The organism is Luteimonas sp. A649, assembly GCF_054072735.1.
In genome coordinates, this window is record NZ_JBSVRQ010000001.1 from 1902830 (window position 1) to 1920344 (window position 17515).

Below are 17515 nucleotides of genomic sequence, written 5' to 3' on the forward strand. Positions count from 1 at the left end.
CGCCATCCGATCCTCCCCGCGTCGCGCCCCGACCGGCGCGATTCCGACGTTACCCCACGTGGGCCCGGCCGTGCAGCCCGGTAAACTGTGCGGATGATCTCTTTCCGAAGTTTCGCCCTGCGGCGTGGCGAACGCCTGCTCCTGTCCGACGTCGACCTTTCACTCCATGCGGGCTGGCGCGTCGGCGTGGTCGGCCGCAACGGCACCGGCAAGTCCTCGCTGTTCGCCGCCGTGCGCGGAGAAGTCGAAGCCGACCGCGGCGACCTCGACCTGCCCACGCGCATGCGCATCGCCTCGATCGCCCAGGAAATGCCCTCGCTGCCCGACCCCGCGATCGATTTCGTGCTGGCCGGGGACGTCGCCGTGCACGCGGCGCTGCAGGCCGAGGCGAATGCCTTCGCCGCCGAGGACTGGGAGGCGGTGGCCGAGGCGCACCAGAAGCTGGAGGAAGTCGGCGGCTACGACGGCGCCGCGCGCGCGGGCAAGCTGCTGCACGGCCTGGGTTTCCCGGGCGAGGCGCAGCAGCGGCCGGTATCGAGCTTCTCCGGCGGCTGGCGCGTGCGCCTGAACCTGGCGCGCGCGCTGATGACGCCGTCCGACGTGCTGCTGCTCGACGAACCCACCAACCACCTCGACCTCGACGCCGTGCTGTGGCTGGAGCAGTGGCTGCTGAAGTACCAGGGCACCCTGCTGCTGATCTCGCACGACCGCGAGTTCCTGGACAACGTCAACACCCACACACTGCACCTGCACGGCGGCAAGGCGAAGCTCTACATCGGCAACTACACGTCCTTCGAGCGCCAGCGCGCCGAACAGCTGCGCCAGCAGCAGATCACCCACGAGAAGGTGCAGGCCGAGCGCGCCCACCTGCAGAGCTTCATCGACCGCTTCAAAGCCAGCGCCGCCAAGGCCGCGCAGGCGCAGTCGCGGGTCAAGCGGCTGGCGAAGATGGCCGACACCGAGGCGGTGCGGGCGGAGCGCGAGGTGCGGATCGATTTCCCGGCGCCGGTCCGGCTGCCGCATGCGCTGCTGCGGTTGAACCACGCCGATTGCGGCTATCCCGGCGCCGCTCCCGCAGCTGCTCCCACAGTGATCCTCCGCGACGCGAACTTCGGCCTCGAGGCTGGCGACCGCATCGGCCTCCTCGGTCCCAACGGCGCCGGCAAGTCGACGCTGGTGAAGTCGCTCGTGGGCGACCTGCCGCTGCTGACCGGCGAGCGCTACGCCCATCCGGACCTGCGCATCGGCTACTTCGCCCAGCACACGGTGGAGGCGCTGGTGGCAGGCACGTCGCCCATCGACCACCTGCGCGAGATCTCGCCCGAAGGGTCCACCCAGGACTTCCGCAACTTCATGGGCAAGTGGAGCTTCCCCGGCGACCGTGCCTTCGAGTCCATCGACGGTTTCTCCGGCGGCGAGCGCGCGCGCCTGGCGCTGGCGCTGATCGCCTGGCGCCAGCCCAACGTGCTGCTGCTCGACGAACCCACCAACCACCTCGACCTCGAAATGCGCGAGGCGCTGGCCGAGGCGCTCTCCGACTTCCCCGGCGCGATCGTGCTGGTCTCGCATGACCGCCACCTCATCGGCCTGGTGAGCGACACCTACTGGCGGGTGTCCGAAGGCGTGGTCCGGCCCTTCGATGGCGACCTCGACGATTACGCGGCGTGGCTGCGCTCGCGGCCGCAGGACGCGAAGTCCGCCGGCGCGGCGCCCGAGGCGCGGCTGGTGGCCGTCGAGCCGCCGCCACCGCCACCCCCACCGCCCAAGGCCGCGCGATCGAAGGTCAATCCCCACAAGCTGGCGCAGGCCGAAGCGCAGGTCGCGACGCTGGAATCCGGGATCGCCGACATCGATGCCAATCTCGCCGACCCGGCGTTCCACGACGGCCCCGACGCTGCCGCGCGCGCGAGCGATGCCGCGCAGCGCCGTGCCGCGCTGGTGCTGGAGCTGGCCGAGGCGGAAATCGCGCTGCTCGCCCTGTACGAGGCGTCGTAGCGCAGGATCACGGTGCTGCCGCTGCGGCGCAGGGCTATAGTCCGGAGCGTCGCCTGCCGGAGCTGGACATGACACGACCGGTCGCCTGGATCGCCGTCGCGCTGCTTGCAGCGCTGTTCGTGACCGCAGCCTCGCCAGTCGAGGCGCGGTTCCGACCTCCAGCGAACGGTCCGCTGCTGCTGGTCGGCGAAATCCATGTCGGCGGCGAGCACAGCGGCGTGCTTGAACTCCGCCTGGACGGCAAGCCGCACGCATCGATACCCGTGGGCACCGGCATCTTCGAAATCGCGATGCCGCGCGACGGCCACGCCGGCATGGTCAGTCTGGAGTTCACCGCGCCCGGGCTCCGGCTGCGCTCGCTGGTCGGCGGCCAGCAGCGCCTGGCGCGTCGCGCCGGCGCCGGCGGCCGGCTGACGGTGGACGATGAGGATGGCCTCCGGGTGTCGCCGCTGGGCACGGCCATGGCCGTCGTGGCATCCGGCCCGGACGGGCTGCCGCCGCGATCGGACGTGGCGCTGGCGGATGCGGTGCAGGCCGCGTCGCCCGGCGACATCGTGCAGGCCAGTGCCGCGATCGAACGCCTGGCCCTCGAGCCGACGCGGCTGCCCAAGGGATTCCCGGACGGCCTGGCCCTGGTCGAGGATCCCGCGGCGTTCAACATGGCGATCCAGGCCGATCCCGGCCTGGTGTCGGATCCGCAGCTCGTCCTCGACCCGTTGCCGTTCACGCCCCTGGGTGCGGGCGACGTGGGCGACGTCGTCATCTTCGCCGGCCCGCTTGCCGCGCCGGGCACGCCGATCACCGGGCCCGGGCTCGTGATCGAACGCGAAGCCGGAGGCTTCCGGCTCCACGACCAGCAGTTCGACGGTCCGCCCTACCTGGGCGGCATCAGCGCGACAGGCGTGCTGGAACTGGTGCCCGCATCGCCCGTGGCGCAGTTCGCGGGCTATCGGCACTGCGCCTCGCTCGGCCACGACACCATGTTTGTCGTCCACACCGTGCAGCAGGATGTCCGCCGCCACTGGCGTGGCGCCGATGCGTCGCTCTGGCAGCTCGGCACGGACAGCCTGTTGCGCTCACCCGAATGTCCCGAATTCAAACCGGTGGCGCTGCGCAGTGTCCGCCTGTCGGCGGCCCCGGACATGATGCGCACGCGCCTGCTCACCACGCCGCGCCGCGTCCTCGGCCGCCATTCGCTGCCGGTGTTCTGCGGGTCTCCGCTGCCGCACGGCGGGATTGCGCTCGACCCGTGTGGCCAGGCCGACCATGTATTCGCACGCGACGGCAGCGGCGTGGCCTATCCAGTAGGCGAGGCGCCGATGGCCTTCGGCTGGGAACACGACGCCCATGGGGCCATCCGGGTGGACTACGGCGACGCCAGCACCCGGTTCTGGATCATCGACCCGGGCGATCGCACGATCCAGGCGGTGGCCTACGTGGCCGCGGCCGTGGTGGTCGGCTATCCAGGCACGTCCAGCGGCCACGCCACGCTCGTGCGCGGCGGCCTGCCGGATTGACCTGCATCAACGCGTCCTTGCGCGCGCGGGTGCATGGTGGAGCTGCAACGACAGGAGAAACGCCATGTACAAGCAGATCCTGATCCCGACCGACGGTTCGGACCTTTCCCTCGCGGCCATCGACCAGGGCCTGGCCTTCGCCAGCGAAATCGGCGCGGCGGTGACGTTTTTCACCGTGACCGCGCCCATCCGCGTCTACGGCGTGACCGGCGAACAGCTGGCCGGCGGCTATGAGGAATACACCAAGGTTGCGCGGGAAGAGGGCACGCGCCGGTTGGCCGCGGCCGAGGAGCGCGCGAAGGCGGCGGGCGTGCCCTGCCAGACGCGCATGGTCGAGAGCGAGCACCCCTACCAGGCGATCATCGATGCCGCCAACGACGCCGGCTGCGACCTGATCGCGATGGCCTCGCACGGCCGCCGCGGCCTCAGCGGGCTGGTGCTGGGCAGCGAAACGCTCAAGGTGCTGACGCACTCGACCATCCCGGTGCTGGTCTACCGGATGCCCAAGGGCGCCTGAGGGCGTTGCCGGCAGCGCACGCGGCGGTTAGGGTGGCCGGATGAATACGATCCGGATGTCCGCGCTTTCCGCCGCGCTGGTGGCCCTTGCCGCCTGCACCCCTTCCACCGACCAGGCCACCACGGCCGCCGCCGCCGCCGCGCCGGCCGAGGCACTCGACGCGCCCGTGCCCGACACGGCGCCGGCAGACGCCTTCCTTGCCGCGCTCGCGACCCACTGCGGCCAGGCCTTCGCCGGGCGCATCGTCGCCAACGAACCGGCATCGCCCGAACCCGACGCCTTCGAAGGCAAGGACCTGGTGATGCACGTGCGCGGCTGCGACGACCCGACCAGCGGACTGCGCGTGCCCTTCCACGTCGGCGACGACCACTCGCGCACCTGGGTGCTCACCCGCACCGACGACGGCCTTCGCCTGAAGCACGACCACCGCCATGAAGACGGCAGCCCCGACGTGCAGACCATGTACGGCGGCGAGACCGCGACCGCGGGCACGGCCGTGCGCCAGGAATTCCCGGTGGACGCGGAGTCGATCGAACTCTTCGGCCGCACCGGTGCCGATGTCTCGACCACCAACACCTGGGCGATGGAGATCGAGCCCGGCAGCCGCTTCCTTTATGAACTGTCGCGTCCGGGCGGCCGGATGTTCCAGGTCGAATTCGACCTGACCACGCCGGTGGCCGAACCGCCGGCGCCCTGGGGCTCTGCCGACTGACCTTGATAACTCCGGCGGACGCCACGCGCCACGCGCGTGGCGTTCACGGGCGTGCCAAGGCACTCGCCTACAATCAGCGTCATCAGCGGTTTGGTGGATGGTGCTTTTGAATCCGATCGTCAGCGTCGCACCCCTGCCGCGCCCGTGTTCCCGTCGTGCCGTGCCCGTGTCCCCCCGCCGTCGACCATCACTGTTGAAGCGGCTGCTTCCCGCGCTGTTGGCGCTGTTCGCGATGCTGGCGTCCTTGGACGTGGCGGCGCAGGAATGGCGCTACCGTGTCCGCCCCGGCGACAACGTATGGGACCTGGCGCGCATGCACATGCGCCCCGACGTGCCGTGGCAGCAGCTGCAGGCCTTCAACGGAGTGGACGACCCCTATCGCCTGGAACCGGGCTCGGTCATGCGCTTCCCGCTGGCGTGGCTGCGCGTGCAGCCGGCCAAGGCGCGGGTGGTGGCCGTGTCCGGGGCGATTTCGGTGTATGCGGACGCGGCATCCGGCGCCGCCGTGCCGGCCACGGTGGACCAGTTGCTGGGCGCCGGCACGATGCTGCGCACCGCGTCCGACGCGAGCCTCACGCTGGAGTTCGCGGATGGTTCGCGCCTGCAACTACTGGCTGACAGCGAACTGCACCTCGACCGCCTGAGCGCGTGGGGGCGCACCGGCATGGTCGACACGCGCTTGCGTCTGCCGCGCGGTAGGACCAGCCACGACGTCAAGCCGGGGCGTGGTCCGGGATCGCACTTTTCCGTGGAATCGCCCGGGCTGATGACCAGCGTGCGCGGCACGGGTTTCCGGGTGGCGAGCGACGGTGAAGCCAGCCGATCCGAAGTCTATCGCGGGCGCGTGGATGTCGAGGGTGGCGGCCGTCGGGTGCAGGTGGGCGCGGGGCTCGGTACGCATAGCGATGCGGGGCAGGGCCCGATCACGCCCGTCCCGCTGCTGCCCGCGCCGGACCTGGTGCGGCTGCCCGATACCGTGCAGTGGATCCCGGCGAAGCTTGCGTGGGCGCCGCTGCCCGGTGCACGCGGCTACCGGCTGCAGGCCAGTTCGCACGACGATTTCCGCACCTTGCTGCAGGACGTGAGGGTCGATGCTGCCGCCGCGCGTTTGGACGTGCAGGCGGCAGGCACCGTGCATGTGCGCGTGCGTGGCATCGACGAGCGCGGACTCGAAGGCCTGGATGCGGTGCGCGTGCTCCAGATCGCAGCCCAGCCCGGCCCGCCGTTCACGGTGAGTCCGGGCGTCGACAGCGAGGTCGCGGGCCCGCGACCGCGGCTGCGCTGGACGGCATCCGAGGGGGCCGCGAGCTATCGCGTACAGGTGGCGCGCACCGCGGACTTCAGCGATCTGCTGGTCGATCGTGAGGAGGTGGCCGCCGTGGAGCTGCGCACGCCGGTTGAACTCGCGCCGGATACGTATTACTGGCGGATCGGAGCCGTGGACGCGACCGGCCGTCCCGGTCCGTTTGGGGACCCGGTGCCGTTCGCCGTGCGAGCGGCCGACGCCCCGCCCATGCCGACGGCCGATCGCGATGGAAAGATCCTGCAGGTCGGCTGGCAGAGTGCGGGCGAGGGGCAACGTTATCGCTTTCAGCTGTCGCGCAAGGCGGACTTCAGCACGCTCGCGGAGGACCACCTCGTCGATGAAAACCTCATCGCGCTGCCGGATATCGGCACCGGGACGTGGCACATGCGCGTGCAGGTCGTGGAGAGCGACGGCTATGCCCATCCGGTGGGTCCGACCCAGGCGCTCAAGGTGGGCTGCGGCGCGTGCCGCGTGCTGCTGGGTATCGCCGCCGCCGTGTTGATCGTGCTCTAGCATGCGCAGCTGGTCGCTGCAGGGCGTGTACATGCGGATCCTGGCCGGCGCTGCCGGGGCCGCGGCGGTGGCCGTGCTGACTCTCACGCCGATGACCTGGCGCGCGGATGCGTGGGTCTACGATCGACTGCAGGCCGCGTTCGCGCCGGCCGCGGATGATCGCATCCTGCTGGTGACCGTGGATGACAGGAGCCTGTCCGCGCTCGGCCGGTGGCCGTGGCCGCGCGGCGTGCATGCGGCGCTGCTCGACCGGCTGGAGCCGGCAGGCGTGCGCGGCATTGCCCTGGACCTGATGTTCGCCGAGGCCAACGCCAGCGATCCGTCGGGTGATGCGGCGCTGGCGCGCGCCATCCGTCGCAACGGCAAGGTGATCCTGCCGGTGATGGCCGAGCCCTCCGGGCCCGAGGGTCCGCTGATCGAACAGATGCCGCTGCCCCCGCTGATCGACGCGGCCGCGGCGCTGGGGCATGTCGAGGTGGCGGCCGGAAGCGATGGCGTGGTGCGCGAAGCGGCCCTGTACGCGGGACTGGGTTCCGCGCACTGGCCGGCCCTGGCCCTTGCGCTGCACGAGCTGCATGCCGGCGTGACGCCGCGTGCGGAGTTGCCCGGGTTGCGCCCCGGCGCGGATGCGCCGTCGCCGTCGCCCTACCAGTGGAGTCGCGATCACCGCGTCATGATCCCGTTCGTGTCGACGCGCGGCTTCCAGAAGGTGTCGTACATCGACGTGCTGCGCGGCGAGGTCCTGCCAGCGCTGCTGCATGATCGCTGGGTGCTGGTGGGCGTCTCGGCAACCGGCATCGCCCGCGACGTGCTGGTGCCCGGCGTCGGGGTCGGTGAGCGCATCTCCGGCCTGGAATACCACGCCAACGCCCTCAACATGCTCGAACAGGGCACGGCCGTGACCGCGCTGCAGCGACCATGGCAACTGCTGCTGGGCGCCGGCGTGCTGCTGCTGCCGCTGCTGCTCTACCGCGAGCGTGCACGCGTGCGGCGCGGGTGGGTGGTGGTGCTGCTGGCGATCTTGGCGACGTTCGCGGCCAGCACCACACTGTTGAAGTTCGGGCAAGCATGGTTCGCGCCTGCGCCGACGGTCGCGGTGTTGCTTGCCGGCTACCTGGCGCTCGTGGTCCACCAGTTCCTCCGTTCGCAGCGCCTTGCCAGTTCCGACGGCCTGACCCGGCTGGCCAACCGGCACATGTTCGATGCCACCCTGGAACGCGAACTGCGCGCGGCGCGGCGTGCGGGCCGGCCCCTGTCGCTGCTGCTGGTCGACGTCGACCACTTCAAGACCTTCAACGACTCCTACGGCCACCAGGCCGGGGACCAGGTGATGCGTCGTGTCTCGGGGGTGCTGGACGGCTGGGCGCGGCGACCGCGTGACATGGCGGCGCGGTATGGCGGCGACGAACTCGCGCTGGTGCTGCCCGAGAGTACGGCGGCGGCGGCGCTTGGCATCGCCAACAGCATCGTCGCAGACGTGCGCCGCCTGAAGGTGCCGCACGGCAAGTCGCCCACCGCCGCCATCGTGTCCGTCAGCATCGGCATTGCAACGTTCGACCCGGCGCTGCACTTGCAGGATATCGATCTGGTGGAGCGCGCGGACGCTGCGCTGTACACCGCAAAACGCGAAGGGCGCAATCGGGCGCTCTGCGCGACGGCGGCGCAGGCAGCGGCGCCGCAGGGGGAGTCGGCGCAGCCCGCATCTTGAATTCCGCGTCCGCGACCCCAGACTGCGCGATCTCAACGTCAACGAATCGATACCGTCGCCATGCCGATCTACGCGTTCCGCTGTGCCCCGTGCGGGCATGATTTCGACCGTCTGCAGAAGCTCTCGGATCCGGATCCGGACACCTGTCCGGCCTGCGGCGCGAGCGGAGGAATCGGTCGCCAGCTGACCGCGCCGGCATTCCGCCTGGCCGGCAGCGGCTGGTACGAGACCGACTTCAAGAAGGACGGCGACAAGAAGCGCAACCTCGCCGAAGGTGGTGAAGGCGCCGGGAAGCCGGACGGCGGCAGCGCCGCTGGCGGTGCGCCGGCAAAGACGGACAGTCCCGCTGCGCCGGCTACGCCCGCGGCCCCTGCTGCCGGGAAATCGGATGCCAAGCCGGCGGTGGCCAAGCCCGACGCCGGCTGAGTCGGAGCGCTGCGGCGGAGGAGGACCTGCGGCAAGCCTGCCCCCGGCTGCCATGAGGACACTTTCCTGCGCAGGCGGGAGAGGCGTCGCATGGCCCTGTTCCGGGCGTTGCTTCGATCAGACGGCTTGCACTTCTTCCGGTTCCGACGGCTCCACCTCGGGCAGCAGTTCGATCGCCGTTGGCGTGGTGCGCAGCATCAGGTGGAAGACCGATGGCGTGTCGTTGTCACGCGGGCGCAGCAGGCGGCGACCGCCGGCCACCAGTGCGGCGAGGAACAACGTCGCGGCGAAGAAGGCCGGCAGCGCCTCGGGGCCGTAACGCGTCATGGCCACGCCGGCCAGCGCCGGGCCGAACGCCGATCCGACGCCGTTGAGCAGCAGCAGGCTGCTACCCGCCGCCAGCGTCTTCTCCGGTGGCAGGTGGTCGAGCAGGTGGGCCATGCAGATCGGATAGATCGCGAACGCCAGGCCGCCGAAGCAGAACCACAGCGCATAGAGCGGCAGCCCGGACTGGCCGGCGGGCAGCATCATGGCCAAGCCGACGGCCGTGGCCAGCACGCAGACCACGACCAGCGCCGTGCGGCGGTCGGTGCCATCCGATAGCCGGCCGATGGGCCACTGCAGCGCCGCGCCGCCCAGGATGGTCGCGCTGACCAGCAGCGCCACGCCGTCCAGGCCCAGTCCGAGCCGGCTCGCGAACACCGCCCCCAGTCCCCAGAAACTGCCCACTGCCATGCCCGCCAGCAGCGCGCCCAGGGCGGCGGCCGGGGCCACGCGGAACAGCTGTTTCAGCTCCAGCCGGGGCATGGGAGGCAGTTCGGGCTGCACCATGCGGCTGGCGGTCACCGGCAGCGCCGCCAGGCAGACCAGGATGGCGACCAGGTTGAACAGCACGAAGCCCGCCGCCGGCCACAGCCCGATCAGCCACTGGCCCGCCGCCAGCGCAAGCAGGCTCACCGCCATGTAGACCGCGAACACCTGGCTGCGCTGCTCCGGCGGCGCCTGCACGTTGAGCCAGCTCTCGATCACCGTGTACAGGCCGACCAGCGCGATGCCGGTCCCCAGCCGCAGCAGCGCCCAGGCCCAGGGCGAGACCAGGATCGGGTGCAGGAGCACGGTGGCCGCGCACAGGGCGGCGTAAAAGGCGAAGGCGCGGATGTGGCCGATGCGCTGGATCAGCCCGGGCGCGGCATAGGTGCCGAAGAAGAAACCCGCGAAATAGGCCGACATCACCAGGCCGAGCGTCTGGTCGTCGTAGCCCTCGATCCGCCCGCGCACCGCCAGCAGCGTGCCGAGCAGGCCGCTGCCCATCAGCAACAGGGCCACGCCCGCGAGCAGGGCGGCCAGCGGACGGACGGTGGCGATCATGCTGCGGGGGTGCGGGGAAGGGGGTGGGGCGTGCGGCGTATCGATGCCCTCATTCTAAACCCTGCGACGGACCCGCTAAAATGCGGGGTTTCCGCGCCCCTGCGCGGCTTCTCCTGGAGTTTCCATGCGCACCCACTTCTGCGGCCTGATCGACGAGTCCCTGCTCGGCCAGACCGTCACCCTCTGCGGCTGGGCCGACGTCGCCCGCGACCTCGGCGGCCTGTGCTTCATCGACCTGCGCGACCACCACGGCATCGTCCAGGTGGTGGCCGAGCCGTCGGACGTGGAGGGCAATGCCGGCGTGGTCGCCACCGCCGCGAAGGTGGGTTACGAGGACTGCCTGCGCGTGACCGGCACCGTGCGCCGCCGTGAATCGGTGAACGCGAAGATCGCGACCGGCCAGGTGGAAGTGGTCGCGACCGCGATTGAAGTGCTGAACAAGGCCGAGCCACTGCCGTTCCACCACCACGAGAATCCGGGCGAGGACATCCGCCTGAAGCACCGCTACCTGGACCTGCGCAGCCCGGAGATGCAGCGCCGCATGCGCACGCGCACGAAGCTGGTCGCCGCGCTGCGCCGCTGGCTGGACGCGCGCGACTTCCAGGACATCGAGACGCCGATCCTCACCAAGGCCACACCCGAGGGCGCGCGCGACTTCCTGGTGCCCGCGCGCATGCACGCCGGCGAGTTCTACGCGCTGCCGCAGTCGCCGCAGCTGTTCAAGCAGATCCTGATGGTGGCCGGCTTCGACCGCTACTACCAGGTCGCGCGCTGCTTCCGCGACGAGGCCCTGCGCGCCGATCGCCAGCTCGAGTTCACCCAGCTCGACATCGAGTTCGCCTGGGTGGACGAGAAGATCGTGCAGGACACGGTCGAGCAGATGATGCGCGACGTGTTCGGCGAGGTGATGGACGTCGAGCTCGGCGCCTTCCCGCGCATGACCTGGGCCGCGGCCATGCGCCGCTACGGTTCCGACAAGCCCGACCTGCGCATCGCGCTGGAACTGGTGGACGTCGACGCCCTGGTGCGCGACTCGGAGTTCAAGGTGTTCACCGACGTCGCCGGCGTCGACGGCATGCGCGTGTGCGCGCTGCGGATCCCCGGCGGCGCGGCGCTGTCGCGCAAGCAGATCGACGAATACGCCGCGCACGCCGCCAAGTACGGCGCCAAGGGCCTGGCCTACGCCAAGCTCGGCGAGGACGGCGCGGTGAACTCGCCGGTGGCGAAGTTCTTCGACGAAGCGGCGTTCGCCGCGCTGCTGGCGCACGTGGGCGCCGGCAAGGGCGACATCGTGTTCTTCGGTGCCGGCGCCTACAACACGGTCAGCGACTTCATGGGCGCGGTGCGCCTGAAGGCCGGCAAGGATTTCAACCTGGTCGACGCCGGCTGGAAGCCGCTCTGGGTCACCGACTTCCCGATGTTCGAATGGGACGACGAAGCCCAGCGCTACGTGGCCCTGCACCATCCCTTCACCGCGCCCGCGGTGGACGACGTCGACGACCTGCGCGCCAATGCCCGCACCGCCACCAGCCGCGGCTACGACATGGTGCTCAACGGCAACGAGATCGGCGGCGGTTCCATCCGCATCCACCGCCCGGCGATGCAGTCGGCGGTGTTCGAGCTGCTCGGGATCGGGGCGGAAGAGCAGGAGGCCAAGTTCGGCTTCCTGCTGGACGCGCTTCGCTACGGCGCCCCGCCGCACGGCGGCATCGCGTTTGGCATCGACCGCATCGCGGCGCTGATGGCAGGCACCGAATCCATCCGCGACGTCATCGCCTTCCCCAAGACCACCACCGCCCAGTGCCCGATGACCGGCGCGCCCTCGCCGATCGACGACGCGCAGCTGGCGGAGCTGCATATCGCGGTGCGCCCGAAGGCTGTCTAGTCCACCACCACCTGCCAGTCACCACCACCTGTGGGAGCGGCTACAGCCGCGATCGCGCTGGCGGCGCATCCCGACATCGCGGCTGTAGCCGCTCCTACAATGGCCCGCCCGCTTCTCCCGCATCACCGATCGCAGCTGTAGCTGCTCCCACAGGCAGGTACCCCGCAGGACATGACGCGATGACTCCGACCATCCGCCGTGCGACGCCCGCCGATGCCGGCGTCCTGTCGCGCCTGGCCGCGAAGACCTTCACGGAAACCTTCGGCCATCTCTACCCGCCCGAGGACCTGCAGGCCTTCCTCGACGAGGCCTACGCCGAAGACCGGCAGCGCGTGATCCTCTCGCACCCGGACTACGCCGTCTGGCTGCTGGAGGCCGCCGGCGAAGCCGTCGGCCACGCCGCCGCCGGGCCCTGCGGCCTGCCGCATCCCGATGTCGTCGCGGGCGATGGCGAACTCAAGCGCCTGTACCTGCTGGCCTCGCACCAGTCCGGCGGCTGGGGCGGCCGCATGTTCGACACCGCCATCGCGTGGCTGCAACGCGACGGCCCGCGCACCCTCTGGATCGGCGTCTGGTCGGGGAACTTCGGCGCCCAGCGCTTCTACGCGCGCCGCGGCTTCGAAGCGGTCGGCGAATACATCTTCCCCGTCGGCCGCGCCCGCGATCTCGAGTTCATTCTCCGCCGCCCGGCTGCGACGCCATCTGCCGCAGTTCCTCCCGCCTGTGGGAGCGGCTACAGCCGCGATCCCGACTCCGACGCCACCCCCGATGCCACCCGTTGAGCCACCACCGGCCGAGCGCAAAACAGCGCTGCCGACAGCCCACGGGGCCCTCCTCGTCCACGGCCTCTGGATGCCGCCGCTCGCGATGCGCCGCTTCGCATCACGGCTGCGGGCCGCCGGATACGACACCGACATCGTCGGCTACCGCAGCATCGTCGGCAGCACGGACGCAGCGGTGCGCCAGGTGCGCGACCGGCTACGCGACGGTCCCCCGACCCACGTCATCGGCCACAGCCTCGGCGGCCTCCTGGCCCTGGAGGCCCTGCGCGCCGAGCCGACGCTGCCGGTCACGCGCGTGGTCTGCCTCGGCACGCCCCTGTGCGGCAGCGCCGTGGCAAATACCCTGTCGCGCCACGCCCTGCTCGCCCTCTACCTCGGCCGCAGCGCCGCCCTGCTGCGCGCGGGCTGCACCACGCCCCCAGGCCACGTCGACGTCGCCATGATCGCCGGCAACCGCCCGCGCGGCCTCGGGGCCCTGGTGGCTCGCTTCGCCGGTCCGCACGACGGCACCGTATCGGTCGACGAAACACACGTCCCCTGGCTGTCCGACCACCTCGTGATCGACGCATCGCACAGCGGACTGCTCGTCTCCGCCGACGCCGCCCGGCAGGCGATCGGCTTCCTCCAGTACGGCCGCTTCCCACGCTGACGGAGCGTGTTTCGCTTTGGCTTTTCCCGGCGGCCTGCGTGAAAGCGCAGCAAGGCGGGCTGGTGGGTACGCAGTGGGCATAAAGACCACCACGTGGTCAGCCCACGGAGTACCCACCAGCCCGCCGCCCCGCGCGCCTACGGCGTCATCAGCGTCCAGCCCTGTCGAACGGGTAAAATCGGGCAGTCGCAATCAACTCAGGTAGCCAGGCATGGGCAGGGGTCCCTCCATCGAGTCCCGCAAGAACGCCGAAGATTCGCGTCGCGGGAAGATCTTCACCAAGCTGATCCGCGAGATCTCGGTCGCCGCGCGCGCCGGCGGTGGAGATCCCGGGGGCAACCCCCGCCTGCGCAGCGGCATCGACAAGGCACTTTCCGCGAACATGACCAAGGACGTCATCGAACGCGCCATCAAGAAAGCGACCGGCGAACTCGAAGGCATCGATTACGAAGAGATCCGCTACGAAGGCTATGCCCCCGGCGGCGTCGCTGTGATCGTCGACTGCCTGACCGACAACAAGGTCCGCACCGTGGCCGACGTGCGCCACGCCTTCGGCAAGTTCGGCGGCAACCTCGGCACCGACGGCTCTGTGGCCTTCATGTTCCGCAAGCAGGGCATCCTGCGCTTCGGCGCCGGTGCCGACGAGGATGCAGTGACCAACGCCGCGATCGAAGCCGGCGCCGACGATGTGGTGGTCTATCCCGATGACGGTGCGATCGACGTGCTGACCACACCGGAGGACTTCGCTGCCGTGCGCGACGCCATGGCCGCCGCCGGCGCACCGGCCGAGCACGCCGAGGTCACCATGCGCGCCGACAACGACGTGGCGGTGGACGGCGAGACCGCGCAGCAGGTGGTGAAATTGCTGGCCTGGCTGGAAGACATCGACGACGTGCAGGCTGTTTACTCCAACGCCGAGCTCGGCGACGACGCTTACGCGTAAGCTGGGCGACGTGACCAGGATCCTCGGCATCGACCCGGGCTCGCAGCGCACCGGCGTCGGCATCATCGACGTCGACGCCACGGGCCGCACCACGCACGTGTACCACGCGCCGCTGGACCTGCTTGCGGGAGCCGCGGCCATGCCCGGCGACCTGCCGCAGCGCCTGCGCCGGCTGCTTGACGGCCTGCGCGCGGTGCTCGACGAACACCGCCCGGACGAGGTCGCGATCGAACAGGTGTTCATGTCCAAGAACGCCGACTCCGCGCTCAAGCTCGGCCAGGCCCGCGGCGCGGCGATCTGCGCCGTGGTCATGCACGACCTGCCGGTGCACGAATACGCCGCGCGCCAGGTGAAGCTGGCGCTGGTCGGCAGCGGCGGCGCGGACAAGGCCCAGGTGCAGCACATGGTCGGCGCCATGCTCGGACTCAAGGGCCGGCTGCAGGCCGACGCCGCCGACGCCCTGGCGATCGCCATCACCCACGCCCACGTCCGCGCCAGCGCGCTGCGCCTGGGTGTCAATTCAAGAATGGCCTGGAGCCGCAGATGATCGGTCGCCTGAGGGGCCTGCTCGCGCACAAGTCGCCGCCGTGGCTCGTGCTTGACGTCAACGGCGTCGGCTACGAGCTGGAGGCGCCGATGAGCACCTTCTACGAGCTGCCGGTGCTGGGCAGGGAAATCACGCTGTTCACGCACTACGCGCAGAAGGAGGATTCGGTCTCCCTCTACGGCTTCGCGAGCGAGGCCGAGCGCCGCCTGTTCCGCGACGTGCAGCGGGTGACCGGGATCGGCGCCAAGATCGCGCTGGCGATCCTGTCGGGCGCCAGCGTGCAGGAGTTCGCCAGCCTGGTGCAGGCCGGCGACGTCACCGCGCTCACACGGATCCCCGGCATCGGCAAGAAGACCGCCGAGCGCATCGTGGTCGAACTGCGTGACCGCGCCGAAGCGATCATGGGTGGCGCGACGGCGCTGCCGAGCGCCGGCGTGCCCGCCGATCCGCTGTCGGAGGCGACCGTCGCCTTGCAGCAGCTCGGCTACAAGCCGGCGGAGGCCCAGCGCATGGCGCGCACGGCGCACGCCGAGGGCGATGCCGCCGAAACCATCATCCGAAAGGCGCTACAGTCCGCGCTTCGCTGAGACGGCGCAGTACGGAAAACCGATGTCCGCAGGTCGATCCAAGCACGCAGACGCATCGCAGGGCGGGCGTGGCCGAAGCTATGGCCATGGTCACGACCCCAGCGGCGGTGGCGGACAGTCCGGCACGGGCCACGGCAGGATCGGCCTGGCCGGCCTGGTGGTCGGCGCGATCGGCGTGGTCTTCGGCGACATCGGCACCAGCCCGCTGTACACGCTGCGCGAGGCCTTCAACCCGCACTACGGCCTGACCGCCAACCACGACACCGTGCTCGGCATCCTGTCGCTCATTTTCTGGGCGCTGACGGTGGTGGTGACCTTCAAGTACGTCACCATCATCATGCGCGCCGACAACGAAGGCGAGGGCGGCATCATGGCGCTGATGGCCCTGGCCCAGCGCAGCCTGAAGCCGGGCTCGAAGTCGGTGTACCTGGTCGGCATCCTCGGGGTCTTCGGTGCCTCGCTGTTCTTCGGCGACGGCGTGATCACGCCGGCGATCTCCGTGCTGTCCGCGGTCGAGGGCCTGGAGGTGGTCGCGCCGGGGCTCGACGACTGGATCGTTCCGATCACCGTGGTGGTGCTGGGTGTGTTGTTCGCGACCCAGCGCTTCGGCACCGAGAAGGTCGGGCGCGTGTTCGGGCCGATCACCATCCTCTGGTTCGTATCGCTCGCCGCGCTCGGCGTGCTCAACATCCTGCACGAGCCCGAGGTGCTGAAGGCGATCAACCCGCTCTGGGCGGCGCGCTTCTTCGTCGAGCACAGTTGGGGCGGGGTGTTCATCCTGGGCGCCGTGGTGCTGGCCGTGACCGGCGGTGAAGCCATCTACACCGACATGGGCCACTTCGGCGCGCGGCCGATCCGGCTGGGCTGGTACTGGTTCGTGCTGCCGGCGCTGATGCTGAACTACCTGGGGCAGGGCGCGCTGGTGCTCGAGGACCCGGCCGCGATCCGCAACCCCTTCTTCATCGGCGTGCCCGAATGGGGACGCTGGCCGATGGTAGTGCTGGCCACCGCGGCCACGGTCATCGCATCGCAAGCGGTGATCACCGGCGGCTTCTCGGTCGCGCGCCAGGCCATGCAGCTGGGCTACATCCCGCGCATGCGCATCAAGCACACCTCCAGCGAGACCATCGGCCAGATCTACATTCCGGCCATCAACTGGTCGATGGCGGTGATCGTGATCGCGCTGGTGCTGAGCTTCCGCAGCTCGTCCTCGCTGGCGGCGGCCTACGGCATCTCGGTGTCGATGACGATGCTGATCGACACCCTGCTGCTCGCGATCGTGGCCCGCGCGCTGTGGCCGAAGGCGCGGCGCTGGGTGCTGCCATGCTGCGTTGGCTTCGTGCTGATCGACCTGGCGTTCGTGGTCGCCAACGGCGCGAAGGTGCTGCAGGGTGCATGGTTCCCGCTGGTGCTGGGCATCGTGCTGTTCACGATGCTGCGGACGTGGCGGCGCGGAAAGGAGCTGCTGCGCGAAGGCGTCCAGGCGGGCGGCCTGCGCCTGGACACCTTCATCTCGGGCCTGCTGCTGGCGCCGCCGGCACGGGTGCCGGGCACCGCGATCTTCATGACGAGCGACCCGGGCGTGGTGCCACACGCGCTCATGCACAACCTCAAGCACAACAAGGTGCTGCACGAGCGCAACCTGTTCCTGACCGCGGAAACGCTGTCGGTGCCCTATGCCCCGCGCGAACGGCGGCTGGAGCTGCACGGCATCGGCGACGGCTTCTACCGGGTGACGGTGCGCTTCGGCTTCATGGAAATCCCGGACGTGCCGCTCGCGCTGATGCGCGGCTGCGACGTCGAGGGACTCGACATCGACCCGATGGACACCACGTATTTCGTCAGCCGCGAGACCGTGGTCGCGAGCCGCCACGTGGGCATGCCGGTGTGGCGCGACAAGCTGTTCGCGGTCATGCACCGCAACGCGGCGCCCGCAAACGCCTATTTCCGCATCCCGGGCAATCGCCTGGTTGAACTCGGGGCGCAGGTGGAGATCTAGCAGGCGCGCAGCACGGCGCTGTAGATCTCGCCATCGGGCTCTTGCGAAGGGGTGGCAAGCC

General features: G+C 70.3%; 15 protein-coding genes. 14 read left to right on the plus strand and 1 reads right to left on the minus strand.

What is annotated here, in order from left to right; genetic code table 11:
- Nucleotides 1–93: 93 nt before the first annotated feature.
- The 7 genes from ACW5E8_RS08820 to ACW5E8_RS08850 all read left to right on the plus strand — a co-directional run bounded on the left by ACW5E8_RS08820 (nt 94) and on the right by ACW5E8_RS08850 (nt 8694).
- Complete coding sequence (locus tag ACW5E8_RS08820; RefSeq protein ID WP_456965071.1) at nt 94–1995, plus strand: ABC-F family ATP-binding cassette domain-containing protein; 1902 nt, start codon at nt 94–96, stop codon at nt 1993–1995.
- A gap of 68 nt (nt 1996–2063) precedes the next feature.
- Nucleotides 2064–3512, plus strand: a complete 1449-nt coding sequence (locus tag ACW5E8_RS08825) for a hypothetical protein (protein ID WP_456965072.1) — start codon at nt 2064–2066, stop codon at nt 3510–3512.
- Between the two features lie 64 nt (nt 3513–3576).
- Nucleotides 3577–4029, plus strand: coding sequence for a universal stress protein (locus tag ACW5E8_RS08830; protein ID WP_456965073.1), 453 nt, complete (start codon nt 3577–3579; stop codon nt 4027–4029).
- Nucleotides 4030–4084: 55 nt separating this feature from the next.
- Nucleotides 4085–4741: a hypothetical protein gene (locus ACW5E8_RS08835; protein WP_456965074.1), complete on the plus strand. Its 657-nt coding sequence runs from the start codon at nt 4085–4087 to the stop codon at nt 4739–4741.
- Between the two features lie 193 nt (nt 4742–4934).
- Nucleotides 4935–6560 (plus strand): FecR domain-containing protein, encoded by a 1626-nt coding sequence (locus ACW5E8_RS08840; protein WP_456965075.1) that lies wholly within the window; start codon nt 4935–4937, stop codon nt 6558–6560.
- Nucleotide 6561: 1 nt separating this feature from the next.
- Nucleotides 6562–8268 carry a CHASE2 domain-containing protein gene (locus ACW5E8_RS08845; RefSeq protein WP_456965076.1) on the plus strand — a complete coding sequence of 569 codons (1707 nt, stop codon included), beginning with the start codon at nt 6562–6564 and terminating at the stop codon, nt 8266–8268.
- Nucleotides 8269–8328: 60 nt separating this feature from the next.
- Nucleotides 8329–8694, plus strand: coding sequence for an FmdB family zinc ribbon protein (locus tag ACW5E8_RS08850; protein ID WP_456965077.1), 366 nt, complete (start codon nt 8329–8331; stop codon nt 8692–8694).
- Nucleotides 8695–8811: 117 nt separating this feature from the next.
- Here ACW5E8_RS08850 and ACW5E8_RS08855 read toward each other — a convergent pair whose 3' ends face one another.
- Complete coding sequence (locus ACW5E8_RS08855; RefSeq protein ID WP_456965078.1) at nt 8812–10062, minus strand: MFS transporter; 1251 nt, start codon at nt 10060–10062, stop codon at nt 8812–8814.
- A 124-nt stretch (nt 10063–10186) separates the two neighbouring features.
- Here ACW5E8_RS08855 and aspS point away from each other — a divergent pair, with 124 nt between their 5' ends.
- The 7 genes from aspS (at nt 10187) to ACW5E8_RS08890 (ending at nt 17454) form a co-directional block, all read left to right on the plus strand.
- A complete protein-coding gene (gene aspS / locus ACW5E8_RS08860) occupies nt 10187–11947 on the plus strand; it encodes an aspartate--tRNA ligase (protein ID WP_456965079.1) in 1761 nt (586 codons plus the stop codon).
- A 179-nt stretch (nt 11948–12126) separates the two neighbouring features.
- Complete coding sequence (locus ACW5E8_RS08865) at nt 12127–12729, plus strand: N-acetyltransferase family protein (RefSeq protein WP_456965080.1); 603 nt, start codon at nt 12127–12129, stop codon at nt 12727–12729.
- An 85-nt stretch (nt 12730–12814) separates the two neighbouring features.
- Nucleotides 12815–13378 (plus strand): alpha/beta fold hydrolase, encoded by a 564-nt coding sequence (locus ACW5E8_RS08870; RefSeq protein ID WP_456965081.1) that lies wholly within the window; start codon nt 12815–12817, stop codon nt 13376–13378.
- Nucleotides 13379–13589: 211 nt separating this feature from the next.
- Entirely contained in the window at nt 13590–14321 is a 732-nt protein-coding gene (locus ACW5E8_RS08875) for a YebC/PmpR family DNA-binding transcriptional regulator (protein ID WP_456965082.1), read from the plus strand.
- A 10-nt stretch (nt 14322–14331) separates the two neighbouring features.
- Nucleotides 14332–14868 carry a crossover junction endodeoxyribonuclease RuvC gene (gene ruvC / locus ACW5E8_RS08880; RefSeq protein ID WP_456965083.1) on the plus strand — a complete coding sequence of 179 codons (537 nt, stop codon included), beginning with the start codon at nt 14332–14334 and terminating at the stop codon, nt 14866–14868.
- Nucleotides 14865–15455 (plus strand): Holliday junction branch migration protein RuvA, encoded by a 591-nt coding sequence (gene ruvA, locus ACW5E8_RS08885; RefSeq protein WP_456965084.1) that lies wholly within the window; start codon nt 14865–14867, stop codon nt 15453–15455. Before ruvC ends, ruvA begins: the two co-directional genes overlap by 4 nt.
- A 22-nt stretch (nt 15456–15477) precedes the next feature.
- Nucleotides 15478–17454, plus strand: coding sequence for a potassium transporter Kup (locus tag ACW5E8_RS08890; RefSeq protein WP_456965085.1), 1977 nt, complete (start codon nt 15478–15480; stop codon nt 17452–17454).
- The last annotated feature ends 61 nt before the right edge of the window (nt 17455–17515 follow it).

Excerpts from the sequence above, each read along its gene's own strand:
- ACW5E8_RS08825 (WP_456965072.1), top strand. The coding sequence starts at position 2,064 with ATGACACGACCGGTCGCCTGGATCGCCGTCGCGCTGCTTGCAGCGCTG.
- ACW5E8_RS08890 (WP_456965085.1), top strand. The coding sequence starts at position 15,478 with ATGTCCGCAGGTCGATCCAAGCACGCAGACGCATCGCAGGGCGGGCGT.
- aspS (WP_456965079.1), top strand. The coding sequence starts at position 10,187 with ATGCGCACCCACTTCTGCGGCCTGATCGACGAGTCCCTGCTCGGCCAG.
- ACW5E8_RS08850 (WP_456965077.1), top strand. The coding sequence starts at position 8,329 with ATGCCGATCTACGCGTTCCGCTGTGCCCCGTGCGGGCATGATTTCGAC.
- ACW5E8_RS08865 (WP_456965080.1), top strand. The coding sequence starts at position 12,127 with ATGACTCCGACCATCCGCCGTGCGACGCCCGCCGATGCCGGCGTCCTG.
- ACW5E8_RS08820 (WP_456965071.1), top strand. The coding sequence starts at position 94 with ATGATCTCTTTCCGAAGTTTCGCCCTGCGGCGTGGCGAACGCCTGCTC.
- ACW5E8_RS08845 (WP_456965076.1), top strand. The coding sequence starts at position 6,562 with ATGCGCAGCTGGTCGCTGCAGGGCGTGTACATGCGGATCCTGGCCGGC.
- ruvA (WP_456965084.1), top strand. The coding sequence starts at position 14,865 with ATGATCGGTCGCCTGAGGGGCCTGCTCGCGCACAAGTCGCCGCCGTGG.
- ACW5E8_RS08830 (WP_456965073.1), top strand. The coding sequence starts at position 3,577 with ATGTACAAGCAGATCCTGATCCCGACCGACGGTTCGGACCTTTCCCTC.
- ACW5E8_RS08855 (WP_456965078.1), bottom strand. The coding sequence starts at position 10,062 with ATGATCGCCACCGTCCGTCCGCTGGCCGCCCTGCTCGCGGGCGTGGCC.
- ACW5E8_RS08875 (WP_456965082.1), top strand. The coding sequence starts at position 13,590 with ATGGGCAGGGGTCCCTCCATCGAGTCCCGCAAGAACGCCGAAGATTCG.
- ACW5E8_RS08835 (WP_456965074.1), top strand. The coding sequence starts at position 4,085 with ATGTCCGCGCTTTCCGCCGCGCTGGTGGCCCTTGCCGCCTGCACCCCT.
- ACW5E8_RS08870 (WP_456965081.1), top strand. The coding sequence starts at position 12,815 with ATGCGCCGCTTCGCATCACGGCTGCGGGCCGCCGGATACGACACCGAC.